The sequence below is a fragment of the Capsulimonas corticalis genome, from assembly GCF_003574315.2.
Lineage (GTDB): Bacteria > Armatimonadota > Armatimonadia > Armatimonadales > Capsulimonadaceae > Capsulimonas > Capsulimonas corticalis.
Genome location: NZ_AP025739.1, coordinates 5,423,087 through 5,443,197 on the forward strand (window position 1 = coordinate 5,423,087; position 20,111 = coordinate 5,443,197).

Here is a 20,111-nt window from a genome sequence, read left to right on the forward strand (position 1 = left end):
AAGATGGAAGGAAGGTTGCTTGCTGGCAGCGAATAGGGTTCGCATGAGCCAAGCATGCTACTATCACCCCGCGCGAGGCATTGTCTCGACTTGCGTCGAATGCGGGATTCCGCTATGCGTCGAATGCACCCATCGGATCGACGGCTCCGCCGCCTGCAATCAGTGCGCGCCCACGGTGCAGACAAATCTTCAAAACGCGCCGCTGGCCGCTCCATATGGGGCGGCTCCATTGTCGACAAACGCATTCGCGGCGACGACATATGAGCCGGCCGGCGCCGCTCCGCAGCCCTACGTCCCGTTTTACGCTCCGGAAAGCTCCGCGGGCGCAATCAATGGGGCTCAGTCACGAATGGTCTCGCCGGGCAGCGTTCCGCTCGGACTGCTGTTCGGGGCCTTCATCGGCCTCGTCGGCTCAATCCTTGTCCTCAAGATTCTGTTCTACGCGCACCACGGCCTGTCGTGGCTCTACATCGCCGTCGGTTATGGGATAGCTTACGGGATCACGAGCGTCACGCGCCGGGGCGGCGTCGGACTTTCGCTGGCGGCCGTGGGGATCATGATCTTCAGCTTGCTCGTCGCGCATTTTGTGTACGCCGGAGATCTGCTCAATGAAGCAAGGACACAGGGCGTCGCCGACCCGGCAATGACCGTACTGGATGCTCTGCCGATCGCAATGCGCGCATTCCAGCCACAGCACTGGATTTGCGTCGTGGTCGGGCTTGCGGCCTGCTGGCGTGGAGCCCAGCAAAAGTCGAGCTAACGGCTCCCTGGTTTAAGAGCCTTTCTTCTTGTGTCGCTCCCAAGAAGAAAGGCTCTTTGTTTATGCGGCTTTGCCGACTTCGGTGGCGCTGAGGACTTCCACTAACCGCCCCGTACGCACGTCGTACACATACCCATAGATCGGGATACCGCTCGGAACGAGCGGGTGGTGACGAATACGGCGCACATCCTCCGTGACGCTTTCCGATTGATCGCGAATAGTCAACCAGTCGATATAATCTCCCGCGTGCGATCCCGGTCCCAGCCCCACATCACGCCAGCCGCCGGCGTCCTCAGAATGGCGAAATGGCGTCCAGATCGAAATATTATTCCCTCAGGAAAGATTGTTTCATTCCGAGCGCGAAGCAGGAATCTTGGAGCCCGTTCGCGTATTGCCAGGCACGCCTACAAAAGCAATCGTCGCGATGCTACGTATTCCCAATCACAGGAGGGCTCCCCATGAGTTCACAGACGCCGAACTGGACTAAGATCGCGCAGTCGCCGCGATTTCGCGCGCTGCTTGCCGACAAGACGGCTTTTATCGTGCCGGTCACCGCGTTTTTTCTGGCGTTCTATTTTGCCCTGCCGCTGATGACGTCCTTCTCAAAGACACTCAATCGCCCCGCTGTTGGGTCGATCACCTGGGCGTGGGTCTTCGCCTTCGCTCAGTTTGTCATGACATGGACGCTGGCTTCGCTTTATACGAAGCGGGCGGAGCGGTTCGACGCACAGGTCGCGGAGATTATCGCGGCGGAAAAGGAATAACCCCATGCATCTCTCACTTCCTTTCGCGCTCTTTCTCGCCATCGTCGCAATGACGCTTGTGATCACCTATATCGCCGCGCGTAAGACGAACAGCGCCAGCGAGTTTTATACGGGCGGCGGCGGGCTGTCCGGCTGGCAAAACGGCCTCGCCATCGCCGGCGACTATATGTCGGCGGCGTCGTTCCTCGGCATCGCCGGCTCCATCGCTTTGGCCGGTTTTGATGGCTTCTTTTACAGCATCGGCTTCCTGGTCGCCTACCTCGTTGTACTCTATCTCGTGGCGGAACCGCTGCGAAACCTCGGCAAATATACGATGGCGGATATGCTGGCGTCGCGCTTCCCCGAGCGCGGCGTGCGCGGCTTCGCGGCCGTCAACTCCATCGTCATTTCGATCTTCTACATGCTTGCGCAGCTGACGGGCGCGGGTGGATTGATCCATTTGCTGCTCGGGATCGAGAACCATGTCGCCATCGCCATTGTCGGCGTTCTGATGACGGTCTATGTGATCTTCGGCGGCATGCGCGCCACAAGCTGGGTGCAGATCATCAAAGCGATCCTGCTGATCGCCGGAACGCTCGTTCTTTCGGTCCTGGTGCTGGCGAAGTTCGGCTTCAACATCTCCCATATGTTCAGCCAATTGGAGATCGTCACGCCTCTGAAAGAGAAGTTCCTATGGCCCGGCAATAAGTTCAAGGATCCTCTGGATACGCTCTCGCTCAATCTGGCGCTCGTTCTGGGAACCGCCGGCCTGCCGCACATCCTCATTCGGTTCTTTACCGTCAAGGATGCGCCCACTGCGCGTAAATCCGTCGTGTCGGCGACATGGCTGATCGGCATCTTCTATGTGATGACGCTATTCCTTGGGTTCGGCGCCGCCGCATTCGTGGGTCACGGCGCAATTGTCGCCGCGCAAAAAGAAGGCAACATGGCCGCGCCGCTGCTGGCGAAGGCGCTGGGCGGAGACTTCCTGTTCGCGTTCATCTCGGCGGTCGCCTTCGCCACGATCCTCGCCGTTGTGACGGGGCTTGTGCTTTCGGCGGCGTCGGCGTTCGCGCATGATATCTACAACCAGATCATCAAGCGCGGAAAGGCGACGGAGAAGGAGCAGATCACCACGGCGCGCTTTGCTTCGGTCGGGGTCGCCGTGATCTCCATCGCGCTGGCGCTCTTTGCGGGAAGCCTGAACGTCGCCTTCCTGGTTTCGCTTGCGTTCGCGGTCGCCGCCAGCGCCAACCTTCCAGTGATTCTGCTGACTATCTACTGGCGCCGCTTTAGCTCCACGGGGGCGATTGCGGGAATGGCGGCGGGGCTGATCAGCTCGCTCGTGCTGGTCGCGCTCAGCCCCAATGTCTGGGATCCGGAAGCAGGCAAGGCGATCCTTCAAGGGGCGCCGCTGTTCCACCTGAAAAATCCCGGGATTTACTCGATCCCCATCGGCTTCCTCGGCGCAATTGCTGGTACACTATTATCTAAGAAGCAGGACGGCGCGAAGTTTGACGAAATCCTGGTGCGCGCGCACACAGGCATGTCGCACGCCGCCGCCGTGGATGAAGTGGAGATGATGTCTCGCTGATGGCGGATATGTTCAAAATGCGTGATGAGAATGGCGCGGAAAGCGCGCCGTTCGACGGCGAGACCCTGCTGGCGTGCGCTCGCAAGGGAAGCATCCAGCCCGCAACTCCGATTTACGATGTTGCGGCCAGCCGCTGGATGCCCGCCGCGGAGCACGTTCTGCTGGGCGGCGCGCCCGCGCCCATCCCCACTCCCGCAACGCCGGCGGCAGCGCTCGCGCCTTCCGCGCCCAGCCCGCAGCCGGCGTACGTTCCATACGCGCCTGCACCGCCCGTCGTCCGCACCAGCGGCGGCTCCTCCAGCAACACCATGGTTCTCGCCTGTGTGGTGGCGGGGGCGGTGTTCATGCTGGTTTTTGGCATACTCTCAGAATTCAAGAAACCGGCGCAATCCAAGCCGATTCTTGCCGGCCCCATTCAGACGATTACGACAGTCGACGGACATTACGCCATCAACGTCCCCGCCGACTGGATACGCTGGAAAACCAGGCGGGCAGACGTGATTGAATATTCCAACGCGGACCATCTCAGTGGAATCGCAATGGTAAAAACGACCGAAACGCAAACGAACGCCGCCGGCTTATTGGCGCTCACGAACAAAACGATGCTCAAGGAAACACGCCACATGAACGGTGAGTTTACTGGAAACTTGAAGCCCATCAGCGTGAAAGGTTATCCGGGATATCAGCAGGACATGCGAACAGGGAATCTTTTCAGAGAACACCAATTTCGCAGTACCATTCTGCAAACGCCAAATGGAGCATATTCACTTGTTTCGTTCGTAGATAACGGCGCCCACGACAGTCTTTCCGACCTCGACGCCATTGTCAAAACATTTCACAGTCTTCCTTCCAACAGCGCTGCGCTGACGCCGAAAAAATCGTAAGCATACGAAACTTCATGCACACTTGTCCGTTTCCTATTTGGGAGTAACACACCAATGCCGTCGAAATGGATGAGTGGATTGTCGGGCGACCTCAAGCATCCCGGCTGGATGTATCTCAAGGCCGTCCTCTTTTTGATTGCCGGCGTCGCCACGACGGCGGCGATCTTCGCCCAAATTCCAACGCTGCAGAACGCGTTTCTGCTGGCGATTGGAATCTGGTCCTTCTGCCGCCTCTACTACTTCTGCTTTTATGTGATCGAGAAGTATATTGATCCCAGTTTTCGCTTCGCGGGGCTATGGTCCGTGGTGGTGTATTTCACGAAACGCAAGCCACGCGGTTGAGAGATGGGGTGGAAAAGGTACAATACCGTCAGCTCAAGCGTCCGGCGAGTGAAGCACGGCGAGCATCCTCACAGTTCTTGGCATACACAATGAAGGACCTGCTCGAATGCTGACCATGGAAACGGACCGCCTGCTCCTCCGCCCGTTCCGCGCTGAAGACTTCGACGAACTCCACCATATCCTCTCCGACGCAAAGACCATGCAGTTCTGGCCGGCGCCCTTTTCACGCGAAGCCACCCAAGGCTGGATGGAGCGCAACATTGTCCGCTGCGCCGATGACGGGCATGGGCGCATGGCGATGGTCCAGAAGCAGACCGGCGTGATCGTGGGAGATTGCGGCATCGTTCCGCTGGAAATCAACGGAGCGCTGGAGAACGATCTGGGCTATATCGTTCACCACGCCTTTTGGAATCGGGGATATGCGTCGGAAGCGGCGGCCGCGCAGCTGGACTTTGGACTGCGCAGCCTCCTCCTCAAACGAATTTGCGCCAATATGCCGACGACGCACGGCGCCTCGCGCCGCATCGCCGAAAAGATCGGAATGCAGTACGCCGGCGAATTTCTCAACACGCGAAACCGCATGATTCCGACATGTCTCTACACCGCCGAGACGGCGGATTGAATCGTCGGCGCAAGTCGATCGCTTACCTCAAGGCTCGATTTTCGTTCCCAGAACTTCCAGGAACTGACGAAGCCACGCTGGATGCGCCGGCCAGGCCGGTCCCGAAACGAAATTGCGGTCCGTGTGGGCCTGATCCACGGCGATATCGACAAACTCTCCGCCGGCGGCGGTCACTTCCGGCCCGACCGCCGGATAGGCCGAACAGGACACACCGCGCAGCACACCGGCCGTCGCCAAAAGCTGCGGACCGTGGCATAGCGCGGCGATCGGCTTTTTGGCTTCGGCGAAGCTCCGGATGATTTCCAGCACGCGCGGGTTCAGTCGCAAATACTCCGGGGCGCGGCCGCCGGGAATCACTAGCGCGTCGTAATCCCCCGCCTGGATCTCGTCAAAAGTCGCGTTCAGCACAAAGTTATGTCCGCGCTTTTCGCTATACGTCTGATCGCCTTCGAAGTCATGGATCGCGGTTCGGACAAATTCACCGGACTTTTTCTTCGGGCACACCGCATCCACGCGATGCCCGACCATCAGCAGCGCCTGGAACGGAACCATCACCTCGTAATCCTCAACATAGTCGCCCACCAGCATTAAGATCTTCTTGACGCTCATGTGATTTCTCCTTTGATTCATCGACTTGGACAAGGCCAAAGCGCTGTTCTCCGAAGATCGCCGACGTTCCTTCTCCCCTTCAGGTTCGTCCCCGGCTTTGCCCGGTCGCCACACCGCCCGCGATCAGATGCGCCGTCCGCAGCGGCTCCGGAATGACGCCATGGATCGCGAAACGAGTAACGGCGGCCGTCGCGTCTTCCAAAGAGATCCCGGCGCGCTGCACCCATACGCCGGCGGCGGGCTCCATCTCCCCCGCCCGTTCGATCAGCCGCCACTTGCGCGCTCCGCCCGGAACGCGCGTCAGCAGCGCCGCCTTTACGGAATCCATGCGCGGCAGACGGCGCGCCACCACCAGCACGGGAACGCCCAGCGTCTCATACAGCCCATGAATATCCACGACATTGAACCCGCCCAGCGCGATCCCTTGCAGAAAGATCAATTGAATGGAGCTTCCATACTTCGAGCCGGACACAAGCTGCGCGATTCGCTGAGTCGAATTCGCGCCGTCGCGCCGCACGCGTCCGCCCAGCACGCCCTCCAGGCGCGATCCTGAGTAAACCGCGCCGACAATCGGCACATCCCCGCGCGTCGCGCGCACAAAGGGGAAATCGTCAAACCCGACCACATATGAGAACGAAGACGACATAATGCCTGTATAGTACCTTGGTATAGGCGCTGAATATCGGCTGCCTCTTTTCCGTTGAGGACTCGTAATGTCGAACAAGAAGCGAACCGTTGGACTGGTCGCCGCGGTGTGCATTGCCGCCGTCGCCGGCGGCGCATGGGGCGGTTATCACAAGTATTTCCAGGCGTATTCGCCGGCGTCCCGCGCGCCTTTGGCGGAGTCGGCGGACAAACTCACCCCGTTTCAGAAATCGGTTCTGTCGGACCTCAATCGGCAGTGCGCATCCGGCATCATCTATCAAGACGGCTACTTCTCCGGCGGCGAACCGCCGCCGAAGATCGGGGTGTGCACCGATGTTGTGATCCGCTCTTACCGGGCGGCAGGCGTGGATCTACAGACGGCGGTGGCGGCGGATATCGCCGCCGCTCCAGAAGCTTATCATATTGCTCGCCCCGATCCGAACATCGACCATCGGCGCTGCCGCAATCTGACAATCTTCTTCCGGCGGCATGCGCGGACGCTGCCGGCGTCCGGGCCGAATGCCGACTGGGAGCCGGGCGACATCGTGTTCTGGGACACCTTCGGCGACGGTCAGGCGCACCATGTCGGCGTCATTGCAAATCATCTGGGCGCCAGCGGAGCGCCTACCGTCACGCACCATTGGCCCGGTCAGATCGTCTCGGAAATGGACTGGCTTTATCGCCTTCACCCAATCAGTCATTATCGCTGGCGCCAATCAGACGCCGCTAGGGCTCCACATTCGGTATAATTGATTGCTTGCCCGCACCATTAAACATTTCCGAAGAGGCCCCATGATTTCCCGAATATTGACGCGAACGTTCGTGCTGCTGTCCCTGATCGCGATCTGTGCGGGGCAAACGCGCGCCGCCGGAATTGAATGGCAGCCGGATTGGAGCAGCGCCGTCGCGCAGTCGTCGCGAACGAATAAAATGATCCTGGTGGATTTTTATACGGATTGGTGCGGCTGGTGCAAGAAACTGGACGCAGACGTTTACCCGAAACCCGCAGTTATCAGTACAGTCGCCCAGTTTGTCCCCGTTCGACTCAATGCGGAGAAAGCCGGCAAGGAATTGGCGGAGCGGTACCAGGTGAACGGTTACCCCACCATCCTGATATTGGACAGTTCCGGAAACGTCGTGGACCGATGCGCGGGATATATGAAGCCGAAAGAGTTTGTTGGTTGGCTGAACGAAGTCTTGCACGGCGGCGACGCTTCCGGCAGCGCAGCGCCAAGTGACGGCGCGGCCAATGACACCCCATCCAACGGCGTTGCATCGGACACCGACGTTCCGAAAACCACAACATCGCACAATGCGTCCGTTATTCACATGTCTCGTATTCGCGAGACGACGAAGTTCGTTCCCACCTACCAGGGCGATCCCATTGAAGCCGCGCCGACCATGACGCTGGCGCAGAAGTATCTGGATCGCGGCGATGCGGCGGGAGCCGGGCGGGTCGCCGTCAAAGTCGCGCATGGCGGCGGGACGGTTCCCGCCGCGTTCTATAGCAAATTGGGCGACGCCGCGCTGCGAGGCAAGAAGACGGACGCGGCGTGGGGCTGGTTTCAGCTGGCGCTGAAAACCGCGAAGTCCGACCAAGACATCGCGTATGCGCAGCTGCAATCGGCGAGGACCGAGATGGCGCTGGGCTCCTTGACCCCGGCGAAGGCGCATTTGAAAGCGCTCACGGAAAGCGCGGGCGCGCCCGCCAAGATCAAATCCGAGGCGCAGTCGTTATTGGATGGGATCGGCGCTCCGGCCACGCGTTAGGCGTGTGGATTGCGCTGGAGGCGTTCCCGCTGGAAATCGACTTCCCGGCGAAGTCAGGTATAATAAAGCCCAAGTACTCGGCGCCCGCTGCGCCCGAGGCGAAGTCGCCGCTGCCCGCCGCCTCCGTTCGGTCCACGCCCGGTAACGATTTCGCCACTGCGGGTGTTATAGAAGAAGTGGAGAAGTCGCGCCGTCGGCGCGCGGTAAGGACCAGCAACCTCAGTGATAAACTCGTACAGTTTGACTCATCTCAAAGAATTGGAAGCGGAGTCGATCTTCGTCATCCGCGAAGTCGCGGCCCAGTTCGAGCGGCCCGCGCTGCTGTTTTCTGGCGGCAAGGACTCGATCGTGCTCAGCCATCTGGCGCGCAAGGCCTTCGCCCCCGCCAAAATCCCCTTCCCTTTGCTGCACATCGACACCGGACACAACTTTCCCGAAACGCTGGAGTATCGGGACGCCTGGGTGGACCAGCTCGGCGCGAAGCTGATCGTGAAGTATGTGCAGGATTCCATCGATTCCGGCCGCGTGGTCGAGGAAAAGGGCTTTAACGCCAGCCGCAACGCCCTGCAAACCGTCACGCTGCTCGACGCGCTTGAAGAACTGAAAATCGACGCGGCGCTGGGCGGCGCGCGGCGCGATGAGGAAAAGGCGCGCGCGAAGGAGCGGTTCTTCTCGCATCGTGATGAATTCGGCCAGTGGGACCCGAAAAACCAGCGTCCCGAGCTCTGGAACCTCTTCAACGGCAAAAAGCAGATCGGCGAGCACTTCCGCGTCTTCCCGATCAGCAACTGGACGGAGATGGATGTCTGGCAGTATCTCTATCAGGAAAAGATCGAGCTTCCCAGCCTCTACTTCACGCACCAGCGCCAGATGATCGCTCGCGACGGCCAGCTCCTCTACGCCTCCGAAGCGCTGAACAAGCGTCCCGACGAAGTTCCGGTGGAGTATCAGGTCCGATTCCGCACGATCGGCGATATGACCTGCACCGGCGCGGTGCTTTCCCCGGCGAACTCCATGGAGGAGATCATCCAGGAAGTCGCCGCCTCCCGCGTCACCGAGCGCGGCACGCGCGCCGATGACAAGCGGTCTGAGGCGGCCATGGAAGACCGCAAAAAACAGGGTTATTTCTAAGAGTTTGCAAAGATTTTAAAACATGACTGAAGTATTCGTAGAGCCAGAATTCACCAGCGCCGGCTACCTTGATATGGAGCTGCTGCGCTTTACCACGGCGGGAAGCGTCGACGACGGCAAGAGCACCCTCATCGGCCGCCTGCTGTACGACAGCAAGTCGATCTTCGACGATCAGTACGACGCCATCAAAGAGTCCAGTGAGAAGCGCGGCGAGGAGTACGTCAATCTCGCCCTTCTCACGGACGGTCTGCGGGCAGAGCGCGAGCAGGGCATCACGATCGATGTCGCCTACCGATATTTCGCCACGCCCAAGCGCAAGTTTATCATCGCGGATACCCCCGGACATATCCAGTACACCCGCAACATGGTCACGGGCGCGTCCACCGCAAACCTCGCGATCATCTTGATCGACGCCCGCAAAGGCGTCATCGAGCAGACCTGCCGGCATACGATCATCGCGTCCCTGCTGCGTATCCCGCATGTCGTGGTCTGCGTCAACAAGATGGACCTCGTCGAGTACAAGCAGGAAGTCTTCGAAGGGATTCGCAAGGACTTTGAGGCGTTCGCGTCGCACCTGGAAGTGACGGATCTGCACTTCCTGCCGATCAGCGCGCTGAACGGCGATAACGTTGTGGACCGCTCGACGAATATGGATTGGTATCAGGGGCCGACGCTCCTCTCGGTCCTGGAAACCACGCATATCAGCAGCGATCACAACCACACCGATGGGCGTTTCCCCGTCCAGTACGTCATCCGGCCCCAATCCACCGAGCACCACGACTATCGCGGGTACGCCGGGCGCATTGCCGGAGGCGTGTTCAAACCAGGCGACGCCGTGACGGTGCTGCCGTCGGGCTTTACCTCGCGCGTCAAATCCGTCGACAGTTATTCCGAGTCGCTCCCGGAGGCGTTCGCGCCGATGTCCGTGACGCTGACTCTGGAGGACGAGATCGACATCAGCCGAGGCGATATGATCGTCGGCTCCTGCGATGTCACGCCCGAAGTCTCTCAGGACCTGGAAATCATGGTCTGCTGGCTGAACGAGAAGAAGCTGGCGCTAAACGGCAAGTACACGATCAAGCACACGAGCCGCGAAGCGCGCTGCATCGTGAAGGACATCCAGTACAAGCTCAATATCAGCAACATGGAGCGGATCACCGATGACAACGATGTCAACATGAACGACATCGCGCGCGTCACGCTGCGAACGACCCAGCCGCTGGTGTTCGACAAGTACAGCCGCAACCGCATCACCGGCAGCGTCATTCTGATCGACGAAGCCACCAACACCACGGTCGGCGCCGGCATGATCGTCTGACATCCACGAAAATTCGCGCGATACTGAACGCCCCGCCGATCGCTGCGGGGCGTTTTGGCGTTCAGATGGATGAGTTTTGCCGATTCCGGTAGGAAAATCGGCCGCGTTTCGCGAACAACCTTTCAGTCTCCCTTGTTTCAGGATTACCTTTTGCGACATCTCCATCGTCTCATTCTGACGGCTGCGCTGCTCGGCGGCGCGGCCGCCGCTCACGCCCAGGATCCGGCGCTGCCGCCGTCGCCTGTCGTCGATCCGGCTGCCGGCGCTCCCACCCCGCTGGTTGTCCCGCCGCCGGTGCTGGCGACGCCTTCCTCGCCAATCAAGTCTTTGCCCCCGGTCTACCTGGATGACGCCAACGACAGCTTCGGCATCGCGCAGACCGAGGCGCGCACGCATGGCTTGCAGGCCCGCATTCTCTGGATCGATGGCCTCGCCAATACCGATCGCATCAACAGCGCGGACAAAATCAAAGCGCTGATGGCGCAGATCAAAAACGCAGGCTTCAATATGGTCGTGCTCGATGTCAAGCCGATCTCGGGTCTGACGCTGTACAAAAGCGCCTACGCCCCTTTGCTGACTGGGCGCGGCGGCAAACGTTTCCCGGATGGGTTCGACCCCCTGGCTGAGGTGCTGCGCGCCGCCCACCCGCTTGGTTTGCAAGTGATCGCCAGTATGAACGCATTCGCCGAGGGGCAGCTGGACGCGCCGCTGCCGCAGTCGCCCGGTTACGCCAATCCGCAGTGGCAGACGACGATTTATGAGACCGTCACCCGCGTCGCGCCGGCCGGATCGACCGTCAATACGATCCTCGCCGGCGACACGCCGAACGTTTTGAACGAAAACGGCGACCGCGTGACGATCTATCAGGATTTAACAAAGCTCAAGAAAGATTTGGACAGCCGGGGCAACGCCAGCCTGACCGTGGCCGTGCTGAACGCTCAGGGGCAGGTGACGGCGGTGGGTAACGGCCAGATGATGACCGTGCCGACCACCGGCGCTCCCGCGCTTCCAATTCCCGTTCCTGTTCCAGTAGTTCCGGCGGCGCCAGTGGCTCCCGCCCCGGCCGCTCCCGCGCCACCCATAGCCCCGGTTCCAGACGCCGCCGCGCCCGCATTGCCGCCTACGGCGCCAGCCGCTCCCCCGGCGGTCATTCCAGCGCCGACCAGCAAGCTCGGGCCTATGCCGGCCCGGCTCGCGAAAGGCGAAATGGCGCTTGTGGGGATCGCCGGCGCGTCGAACTTTCTCAACGCCTTCGCGCGGCTGGGCGTAACGATGACGGTGACATCGCTGCCGGACTTCCACCCGATCGGCAAAGGCGCGGCGCATACAGGCCCGCTGATGGTGAACCCGAACGATCCCACGGTCCAGACACGCCTGCTCAACATGGTCGGCGAAGTCGTAGGATATGGAGTGGATGGCGTCGTCTTCGACGACCGGCTCCGGTACGCGGGCCTGAACGCGGACTTTGGCGATACGACGCGGGCGGCCTTCGAGACCTATGTCGGGCATTCCGTGAAATGGCCGGACGACGTATTCAAGTACGCGTCGGACGATCTGCTGTCGCGCCGTGTTGTCCCGGGTCCATTGATGGAGACCTGGCTGCTCTGGCGCGCCGCGACGATCCGAAACTTTCTCGCGACGGCCGGCGCCCGCGTTAAGTCGCTCAATAAAAACACGACGATCAGCATTTACGTCGGCTCAACCTACAGCGACTACCCAAAGATGGGCGCGAACTGGGCCGCGGACGATTTCAGCGCTGGGTACCGATTTCTCACTCCAAGCTTTCAAAAGACGGGCATGGCCGGTCTTGTGGACTGGATGACGACCGGATGTTACTACCGCGTTGGCCCCATGCGCGACGCCGGCGATATCGGCCAAACGTCGAGCTATACCGTGGAGGCCGCCGGGCAGTTCAGCAACCGCGCGGCGAACGACCGGACGTGGGTGTACGCGGGGCTTTCGCTGGAGATGTTCAACGGCCGCCCCGACGCCCTCCGAGGCGCGCTCCAGGCGGCGGCCGCCACGACGCAGGGGATCATGGTCTTCGATCTCTCGCACAACATCGATCAGTTTTGGCCGGTGTTCAAGCAGGCGTTCGCGCTGCCGGCGCTGCCGCCGCACACGTCGCCTGGCCTGCTGGATTCGGTGCGCGCGCAGCACGAGGCGCACAAAACGTCCGGCCTGCCCGATCCTCCCGTCATCGTATTCGGCGGCGCGTCGGGAACGGGCTTATAAACTATCCGGAAAGACGGCCGTTCCGGGTATTATTACCAGTATCAAGCGCAGTTGCGCCAAGGTTTTCAACGACGTCCCTTGCAGTTTGTGAAGATGTAATCATATGCGTTACGGCTCTCCGCCCAACCCGATGGACCAATTCCGCGATTTGATACGACGCGGCGGCATTCCCGTCACTAACGCGCTGCTGATCGCCAATGTCGTCACGTTTTTTGCTCTCTTTTTAGGCGGCCTTCCCGCCGCCGGTTTTATTCAGAACTTCCTGGCGTTCGATACGGATCTGTTCCTCCATCGTCCGTGGACGCTTTTCACGTATCCGCTGGTCGCGACGGGATTTTTGAATCTGCTGATCGGCGGATTTTTCCTTTGGCTCAGCGGCGGCAGCCTGGAGCGAAGCTGGGGCAGCCCGCGTTTCGCGCGGATGTTTTTCGCGCTCTCCGCAGTGTTCGCTCTCTTTATGTCGCTCGGCGCCCATGTGCTGCATATGGGCAATTATCCTCTCGATGGATTTAATCTGCCGCTGACGGGCTTGATCGTCGCCTTCTGCGCGCTCAATCCCGAGCAGACGCTCATGCTGTACTTCGTGCCGGTGCGCGCACGCTATTTGATCTATATCGTCGCGCTCTTCACCTGGATTACTTACGGGAAGTTTCTTGGTCTCTTCGCCTGCGGCGGTATCCTCGTGACGTATCTGTACATGACGTACTTCAATACGTACGGCGGGCGCGGCTACACGGTGCGCGGGCGGGATCCCAAGATCCTCCATTTGAACCCGAAGCAAAACACGGCGCGCAAGGTTTCGCTCGATGGTTCGGCGCCGCGCAGTCCTCTCGATATCGCCGGCCGCTGGCGTGACTATCAAGAGAAAAAACGGCTGGAGCAGCTTCTGAAAAATTCCGGTTTCACTGACAAGAACGACTGGCTCGACGACGACCCCAAGCGACGACGGTAAGAGAGAACCCCGCGAGTTTAATGAAGGTATTTCGTTTTTGGGAACTCAAAGTTAAAGATCATCCGCCTGAAATAAATCACCATGCCATTCGAAGGAGAGTTTTGATGAACAAGCGCCACGCAGGCACATGGACGGCTTGCGCCGCAGTCCTGACGGTCATGCTCCACCCTTATCCAGCCACCGCCGCAACAGATGCTTCCGCAAACTCGGGCGCGGCCACCCTGGATTCCGTGACGCTTTACCGAAATAATCCGGAACGCACTGGATTTACTCAGAAGACGCTGACGACGCCGCTGTCGCTGTTCTGGAAGTTTACGTCGTCCGCTTCCCCGGATACTCCCTCCTCGCCGGTCGCGCAGGACGGGATTCTCTACTTCGCATGCGGTCCCGCCGTGTACGCGGTGCGGGAGTCCGATGGATCTCAGGTATGGAAGTTCGCGCCGTCGTCCGACAAAGACGCCAAGCCGTTCAAAAACACGCCCGCGATTGACGATGGCTTCTTATATGTCGGCGGCGACGATTACAACTTCTACAAGATCGACATCAAGAACGGCAAGCAGGTATGGGTCTTCAAAGCGCCCTACGGCATCCGTTCGCAGCCGATCGTTCAGGGCGGCCTGGTCCTCTTCGGCAGTGAAGACGGCGTCTGCTACGCTCTCGATATCAAAACGGGAGAAGTGGCGTGGTCGGCCACGACGAACGGTTCCGTCTCGGCGCCGCCGATGATGACATCCCCCTCGGTCGTCGTTTTCGCATCCTCGGACAACAGTCTGTACGCGTTCAACCCGCTCACGGGCCGCAACGCCTGGTCGGTCAAATTGCCGACGGACCCCACGCATTCTCCGCCGATCTACAGCGGCAACGAGATTTTTGTCGCGGCGGATGAGTACTTCTTCTGCCTGACCGGCCGTACGGGCGCCACGCGCTGGCAAACGAAGCTGGGATCGCCGGTCACCACGCCGCTGACCTATTCGCATAGCTCGATCTTCTTCGGCACACAAGACAACAACATCATCTCCCTGTCGGATCGCGGCAAGATCCAATGGTCGACGGATATTGGGTATCCCACCAGCGCCGCTCCGCTGCTGGCCGGCGACACCCTCTTTGTCCCGACACAGCATGGCATTGTTTACGCGCTTTCGGCCAGCAGCGGCAAGATCCTTTGGAACTATGTCGTCCAGGCCGCCGGCACGGACAAGCAGCCAAAGCTGGAGTTTACCGACATCGCCTCATCGCCGATCCTGGTGAACGGCGCACTGTATGTCCTGAGCGACGACGGCAGCCTGTCGGCGTTCCGCGCCGACGCCACGGACCACGCTCCGCCGCTGTTCTCGAAGTTCACTCCGGCGCCCACGACAACTGTCGGCGGCGTGCGTGTTCCTTATAGCGCGCTGATCATCGACGAAGGATCCGGCGTCAACCCGGCCAGCGTCTCGCTGTCCGTGGATGGCTCGAAAGTGCCGCCGGTCGAATACGATCCCAGCTTCAATGGCGCCCACGTGATCACCCATGTCGACGATCCGGAAGATCGGGTGCCGCACCTTGCCGACGGCCCGCACCAGGTCATCCTCACGGCTTCAGATTGGCGCGGAAACAAGGCCACCACGACCTGGAGCTTCACCGTCGATAACAAACTCAACCCGGAAGACACCAAGGGTTACGTCCCGCCGACCACTACGCCGAACGCGCGCCAGAATCGCGGCCAGCAGAACGGCGGAGCGGCGCAGCCGGGCGGCGCTACAGGCCAGACGCCTGGCGGCGGCGGCAATAACAACGGCGGGCGAGCCACGCCGGGCGGCGGCGGCGTGACGAATGGAGGAGGCGGCGTTGCGCCCACTCCAAAGCCGAAGCCCACCCCCACTCCTACGCCGAACCCGCCCGCTGGCGGCGGACCGCCTCCTCCGCCTCTGTAGAGCCGAACCGATGACCATCGCAGATCCGACCGCCGGCAGCGCTCAGCAGATTGCCTGGCTCCGACTGAACGCGCTTGAGTTTGCTCCCAAGCGCGTTCACGCTCTCCTAGAGTTCTTTGACGGCTCTCCTGAGATCGCCTTCTCCCAGTCAGAGTCCGCGTGGCGTCAGGCGCTCCCGGATCTTACGTCCAAGCAGCTCGAACGCCTTCGCAAGATTCGCGATCAAGATTTCTCCAAAGAAATCGTCTTTCTGGAGCGATCCGGCGGACGAGCCGTTCCCTTCACCGATCCCGACTACCCCGCAAACCTGAAGCCCTTGCCGGACGCCCCGCCCGTCCTGATCGTCCGAGGCTCCTTCGTCAGCGAAGACAAATTCAGCGTCGCCATCGTTGGCTCCCGCCGCGCCAGCTCCTACGGCCTCTCGCTCGCCCGACGCTTCGCCGCCGAGCTTGCCGACCGCGGCCTCACCGTCGTCTCCGGCGGCGCGCGAGGCGTAGACACCCAGGCGCACCTCGGCGCGCTGGACGCCAAAGGCCGCACCATCGCCTATTTGGGCTGTGGCGCCGACATCAACTACCCGTCCGAAAACCGCACCCTCTTTGACAACATCGTCACCTCCGGCGGCGCCGTCGTCTCCGAATTCCCGCTCGGCACGCGCCCCGAGCCCTGGCGATTTCCCGCAAGAAATAGACTCATTTCGGGTACGGCGCTCGGCGTGCCAACAGTATCTGCGAAAGTTTCGTCGGCAAACAAGCCCGGCTTAAAGAAGATCTCGGCCCCGTTATTCTTGCCCTCTTTGAATGGCAAGACCTTTTCAATAACGGAGCCGGTGATATCGCGCTTGGTCGCGCCTGGGACATGCGGCGACGTCAGCGCGATGCGCACGTCGGCAAGTATGTCTGTGATGGCGACAGGCTTTGGAGACATGGCTCTGCCGCGACTTGGATGCACATTTACGCTCTTGGCTAGAACACCCCGCTGTTTCTCCAGGTCTTGCCGCCGCGCAGCTATTTCTGCAAAGACAGCCTGATAGACATCCGGCGATGCGCCTGCCCGAATGCCTGCAATCTGCGCCTGAACAGCGGCGGCTTCTTCTTGTCCGATCTCCTTCAAAGCGCGATCAAGCGCCGTCAACTGACGGCGTATCGCGTCGCCGTCTAAAGTTGCGGGGCTCATCTGGTTATATTCCGCGACCAGCGCCGCAACCATGGCCGGACGCAGGCAGGCATCCTCCAGCGCGCTAATGACTCGCTCTTCAATATCCTGCACATAATATCCTGTGGGGGCGCATGCGGCATTCCCTTTGCCTAAATTAACAACCGAAGTGCGGTAAACGCCACACTGATAGCGCGCCGGATATTCAAACACGTCAGTGCTTCCTGGCTTCTTGCTTTTTTGCCGGGTGGGCGACATGTGATACATGCCCGCGCCGCATTCGCGGCAAAACACCCGCGCCGTCAGCATATGAACGCGGTTCGGGTTTCCGCTTTTCAGCTTTTTGTTTTCCTGCATCTGTTGCGCGCAATAGTCCCATACGTCTTCAGAGACCAGGGCCGGGCAGTCAAAGGTAATCCAGGTGTCTTCCGCTGCCGGGCGCATGCGGTGCGCCGATGTGAGCGGCTTTCCGGTGCGCTGATGGACCTGTCCAAGCCTGCTTTCATCGGTGTCATGGTCAAATCTGCCAAACACTGCACAGCCTTTGTAAACCGGGTTTAAAAACATAAATCTGATATTGGTTGAGCGCCAGCACTTGCCGCCGCCGGGCGTCGGCGCGCCGGCACTATTCAATTCTTTTGCTAATTCGTTGAGCGAGTGCGTGCCGGCCACATATTTCGCAAACAGATCACGGACGATTTGCGCTTGGCTTTCGATGATCTGATACTTGCCCAATTGATCATGTGTATAATGGCCGCGCAGCACATCGGCCTTGGTAACGATGCGATAACCAAAAGGTGATGTCCGCCGTGCTGACTGGATGCCATGCTCTGCGCGCTTTACAAAGCCGCTGTAGGTCCGCTTGCGGATAACCTTGCGCTCGTATTCCGCGAACTGCCCCATCATGCCAAACGCGAAATCTCCTTCGGGGGTATCGTCAAAATTCATATCGCAGAAAATGATCCGCCCACCTGCCGCCTGTACGGCTTTTTTAATCACCTGCTGATGTTCGGTATCCCGGCTGTAGCGGCTCATATTGGCGCAGATCAGCGTGTCAGCGCGCCCCGCTTGAATATCGGCAATGGCTTGCATCATGCCATGGCGCTGCGTCAGCCATGCGCCGGATATGCCACCATCGTAATATTCAGCTACGATGGGCAGTCCTAAATCTAACGCCTTCAATCGGCAGGCATCAAGCTGGGTCTCCGGTGACGTGCCGTGCGCTTCCTGTCCATCTGAACTCACGCGCGTATAAAGCACCGCGCCACGCGTTTTATTGATTGTCATTGATTCTTTCCTTGCGCGGCCTGCCCTGACGCCGCACCCCACCGGACGCCTTGAATTGGTCAAGTTGTTGGCGCGTGACGCGCCATGATTTCTTATTTGCCATATATCCCGGCATATCACCGGCGTTGAGCATTCGCCGTACTGTGTTTACCGCAAGGCCAAGCTCGGCGGCCACTTCTGCCGCCGTCATATCCGGTTTGTCCATGGAGCTATGTTTCGATGCTTATGGATGCTTTTCCTGCTTTATTCTCAATGTTTTTTCGCTGTCAAATCGCTCCATGATTGCACGACTTGACTATCTAAGTTTGCAGCGCAGGCTGCAAACCTGAATAATGCGACGGAAAGTGCTATTCAGACACGGTTTCTGCGATGTAGATTTCTTGTAAAAACGCCATTACGCATCATTGAACTTTAGCGCGTTTGTAAAATCTTCTCATAGATCAATGTCGGAGAAATTGACCGTTGCAGAGAAGGAAGCGCCGACAGTAAAAATATTCATGAGCGCGGAGACAGGTAAGCCTATCCATGGCTTGGTCCTAAATCGACGCGGCTTCGGCGCTGCTCTCTGCCGCCAGGGTAATAGCCTTATTTTGATCCCGCTCATGCCGTCGATGAAGGTCGGCGGCCTGCCGGACGAGACGGGCAAATACAGCAAGTGACGGGCTATGAATGGCGGCATTCAGCGGCGGCGACGCAAGGCTAACCCTGTCTATCCGAAATAATGCGTTTGGCAAAGTTTCTTGTACATTTTGAGGCATGAGCTAATGTCCTTATCCATCACAGCCCTTTGATAGCGTAAATCGCAGTTGCGTTGCTTGCTTGGCCTTAATAAATCTCACCTACACAATAAATCGAGGAAACAACCAAGCTGTAAAAGCGTTTCCTCTAACTAAAAAAATTATATTTATTTTGTGGGTGAAAGACAATTGAAGTACAAGGAATCTTCATGAAGCTTGGTGAATACCGGCGTCAGTCACTTTCAAGGTCTTTTCGATCAGAGACATTTACTAATGATCACATTCTTGCTGTTTGGGAAATTTCAAATTTGCTTATCCGACGGTCGCACTGAAACGATCGCGGATACAATGGCGGCGCGAATTCTCGCTTTCCTGGCATACCAGAATCGCTTTTGCGCGCGCAATGAAATTGTGGCTGCCTGCTGGGGTGCACATCGTGTTAGTGGCCGGGACCGGTTAGAAGATGAGGCTTATCAAAAGCAAATTTCAAATCTAAGGGGGATCTTCACAGAGCGACTTGGCGTGCCATGGCAAGATTATTTGCTGACGCAGCCGAATGGTGCGCAACTGAAAGACGGCGCGTTTACCACAGACGTTATGCAATTTAACGGATTGTTGGCGGCTGGCTATGGTCGCAGCAATGATCTGAATGATCGGCAGGCAAAGCTTCTCGAAGCGGATGCCTTGCGGCGTGGCTATTTTCTTGATGGCATGAACTGCGAATGGATTATCTCGCAAGATGGCGGAGCGCGGACGGATTATACCGCTCGCTTTAAAGACTTACGCCAAGAGATTCAGCAATTAGGATCTTCTGCCGAGCATCAAGCCGCGCCGCATGTTCCCTATTATGACAGTCTGTATGAAGCAATCCCAGATTTACGAAAAGCGATCAGCCAAGCCAAGAGAGAGATCGTTTTATGCGGGATTAGTCTGAATGTAACGATCCCCATTATTTACGATATCCTCTTAGACCGGCTAGGTGATGGCCTCACGATCAAGTTTCTCCTCCTTGATCCTGCCAGTCAGTGGCTTTCGCATTTTGCGGCGATCACCGGCAGCGATACGGTCACGCAAAAGCAAGAAGTCATTCTAACGTTACATCGGTTGAGTAGTCTGATATCCAAAGCGCCAGCGCCTCCAGCAAGCGATACCATTAATCAGCTCTTGATTGATGTGTCGGTTTTTGACGGCTTTCTTCCTGGCCGTATCTATGCTGTTGATCCTCAGAACGAAGACGGCCAACTTTTCTATTTCCCCTATCTCAATGCCACAACCCCGTCGCGTCTTCCAGGCTTTACCTGGTCACAGCGACAGACAGGACCGTTTGAAACCTATACCCATGCTATTTGGCAGCTTTGGCAGAACCGCAGCCGATCCGATGTTCGTCAATAAATCGTACTAAATCGTAAATAGA

Annotated in this window: 19 protein-coding genes and 2 pseudogenes; 16 read left to right on the forward strand and 5 right to left on the reverse strand. The window is 58.9% G+C overall.

The features are described 5' to 3' along the window. Nucleotides 1-43: 43 nt before the first annotated feature. The gene (locus tag D5261_RS23215) at nucleotides 44-760 is read left to right on the forward strand and encodes a hypothetical protein (RefSeq protein ID WP_119324627.1); all 717 of its coding nucleotides are present in this window, start codon (nucleotides 44-46) and stop codon (nucleotides 758-760) included. Nucleotides 761-820: 60 nt separating this feature from the next. Here the strand turns inward: D5261_RS23215 and D5261_RS23220 are convergent. Continuing rightward, a pseudogene (locus D5261_RS23220) lies at nucleotides 821-1,051 on the reverse strand (carbonic anhydrase); the annotation flags it as partial. 167 nt (nucleotides 1,052-1,218) lie between these two features. Between D5261_RS23220 and D5261_RS23225 the strand changes: the two are divergent. The 5 genes from D5261_RS23225 to D5261_RS23245 all read left to right on the forward strand — a co-directional run bounded on the left by D5261_RS23225 (nucleotide 1,219) and on the right by D5261_RS23245 (nucleotide 4,945). Further along, on the forward strand, nucleotides 1,219-1,524 hold the full coding sequence (locus tag D5261_RS23225) for a DUF485 domain-containing protein (protein WP_119324626.1): 306 nt from the start codon (nucleotides 1,219-1,221) through the stop codon (nucleotides 1,522-1,524). A gap of 4 nt (nucleotides 1,525-1,528) precedes the next feature. Continuing rightward, a complete protein-coding gene (locus D5261_RS23230; RefSeq protein WP_119324625.1) occupies nucleotides 1,529-3,097 on the forward strand; it encodes a solute symporter family protein in 1,569 nt (522 codons plus the stop codon). 17 nt (nucleotides 3,098-3,114) lie between these two features. Next, a complete protein-coding gene (locus tag D5261_RS23235; RefSeq protein WP_125206326.1) occupies nucleotides 3,115-3,981 on the forward strand; it encodes a hypothetical protein in 867 nt (288 codons plus the stop codon). A 54-nt stretch (nucleotides 3,982-4,035) separates the two neighbouring features. Continuing rightward, complete coding sequence (locus D5261_RS23240) at nucleotides 4,036-4,323, forward strand: hypothetical protein (RefSeq protein WP_218025762.1); 288 nt, start codon at nucleotides 4,036-4,038, stop codon at nucleotides 4,321-4,323. A 106-nt stretch (nucleotides 4,324-4,429) separates the two neighbouring features. Continuing rightward, nucleotides 4,430-4,945 carry a GNAT family N-acetyltransferase gene (locus tag D5261_RS23245; RefSeq protein WP_119324623.1) on the forward strand — a complete coding sequence of 172 codons (516 nt, stop codon included), beginning with the start codon at nucleotides 4,430-4,432 and terminating at the stop codon, nucleotides 4,943-4,945. Nucleotides 4,946-4,972: 27 nt separating this feature from the next. Here the strand turns inward: D5261_RS23245 and D5261_RS23250 are convergent, their stop codons facing one another. Both D5261_RS23250 and D5261_RS23255 read right to left on the reverse strand, forming a co-directional pair. Next, on the reverse strand, nucleotides 4,973-5,554 hold the full coding sequence (locus D5261_RS23250) for a DJ-1/PfpI family protein (RefSeq protein ID WP_119324622.1): 582 nt from the start codon (nucleotides 5,552-5,554) through the stop codon (nucleotides 4,973-4,975). A 79-nt stretch (nucleotides 5,555-5,633) separates the two neighbouring features. Then, complete coding sequence (locus D5261_RS23255) at nucleotides 5,634-6,200, reverse strand: endonuclease dU (protein WP_119324621.1); 567 nt, start codon at nucleotides 6,198-6,200, stop codon at nucleotides 5,634-5,636. Nucleotides 6,201-6,267: 67 nt separating this feature from the next. On the opposite strand from D5261_RS23255, the gene D5261_RS23260 reads away from it, so the two are divergent. From D5261_RS23260 to D5261_RS33535, 8 genes are all read left to right on the forward strand, one after another. Then, nucleotides 6,268-6,948, forward strand: coding sequence for a DUF1287 domain-containing protein (locus D5261_RS23260; RefSeq protein ID WP_119324620.1), 681 nt, complete (start codon nucleotides 6,268-6,270; stop codon nucleotides 6,946-6,948). 43 nt (nucleotides 6,949-6,991) lie between these two features. Then, nucleotides 6,992-7,969 (forward strand): thioredoxin fold domain-containing protein, encoded by a 978-nt coding sequence (locus tag D5261_RS23265; RefSeq protein ID WP_119324619.1) that lies wholly within the window; start codon nucleotides 6,992-6,994, stop codon nucleotides 7,967-7,969. A gap of 225 nt (nucleotides 7,970-8,194) precedes the next feature. Further along, a complete protein-coding gene (gene cysD, locus D5261_RS23270; protein WP_119324635.1) occupies nucleotides 8,195-9,100 on the forward strand; it encodes a sulfate adenylyltransferase subunit CysD in 906 nt (301 codons plus the stop codon). Nucleotides 9,101-9,122: 22 nt separating this feature from the next. After that, complete coding sequence (gene cysN / locus D5261_RS23275) at nucleotides 9,123-10,418, forward strand: sulfate adenylyltransferase subunit CysN (RefSeq protein ID WP_119324618.1); 1,296 nt, start codon at nucleotides 9,123-9,125, stop codon at nucleotides 10,416-10,418. A 150-nt stretch (nucleotides 10,419-10,568) separates the two neighbouring features. Continuing rightward, nucleotides 10,569-12,653: an alpha amylase family protein gene (locus D5261_RS23280; RefSeq protein ID WP_165864613.1), complete on the forward strand. Its 2,085-nt coding sequence runs from the start codon at nucleotides 10,569-10,571 to the stop codon at nucleotides 12,651-12,653. 103 nt (nucleotides 12,654-12,756) lie between these two features. After that, on the forward strand, nucleotides 12,757-13,605 hold the full coding sequence (locus D5261_RS23285) for a rhomboid family intramembrane serine protease (RefSeq protein ID WP_119324616.1): 849 nt from the start codon (nucleotides 12,757-12,759) through the stop codon (nucleotides 13,603-13,605). A 104-nt stretch (nucleotides 13,606-13,709) separates the two neighbouring features. After that, nucleotides 13,710-15,518, forward strand: a complete 1,809-nt coding sequence (locus D5261_RS23290) for an outer membrane protein assembly factor BamB family protein (protein WP_165864612.1) — start codon at nucleotides 13,710-13,712, stop codon at nucleotides 15,516-15,518. Between the two features lie 10 nt (nucleotides 15,519-15,528). Next, complete coding sequence (locus D5261_RS33535) at nucleotides 15,529-16,548, forward strand: DNA-processing protein DprA (RefSeq protein ID WP_354673134.1); 1,020 nt, start codon at nucleotides 15,529-15,531, stop codon at nucleotides 16,546-16,548. Nucleotides 16,549-17,030: 482 nt separating this feature from the next. On the opposite strand, the pseudogene D5261_RS33540 reads toward D5261_RS33535, so the two are convergent. Together D5261_RS33540 and D5261_RS23305 are read right to left on the reverse strand one after the other, a co-directional pair. Next, nucleotides 17,031-17,960: pseudogene (locus tag D5261_RS33540) on the reverse strand (recombinase family protein); the annotation flags it as partial. Continuing rightward, nucleotides 17,947-18,165: a helix-turn-helix domain-containing protein gene (locus tag D5261_RS23305; RefSeq protein ID WP_119324613.1), complete on the reverse strand. Its 219-nt coding sequence runs from the start codon at nucleotides 18,163-18,165 to the stop codon at nucleotides 17,947-17,949. The pseudogene D5261_RS33540 and the gene D5261_RS23305, both read right to left, overlap by 14 nt. A gap of 292 nt (nucleotides 18,166-18,457) precedes the next feature. On the opposite strand from D5261_RS23305, the gene D5261_RS23310 reads away from it, so the two are divergent. Further along, nucleotides 18,458-18,619 carry a hypothetical protein gene (locus D5261_RS23310; protein WP_165864610.1) on the forward strand — a complete coding sequence of 54 codons (162 nt, stop codon included), beginning with the start codon at nucleotides 18,458-18,460 and terminating at the stop codon, nucleotides 18,617-18,619. A gap of 297 nt (nucleotides 18,620-18,916) precedes the next feature. Next, the gene (locus D5261_RS23315; RefSeq protein WP_301002170.1) at nucleotides 18,917-20,089 is read left to right on the forward strand and encodes a hypothetical protein; all 1,173 of its coding nucleotides are present in this window, start codon (nucleotides 18,917-18,919) and stop codon (nucleotides 20,087-20,089) included. Nucleotides 20,090-20,111 lie beyond the last annotated feature (22 nt).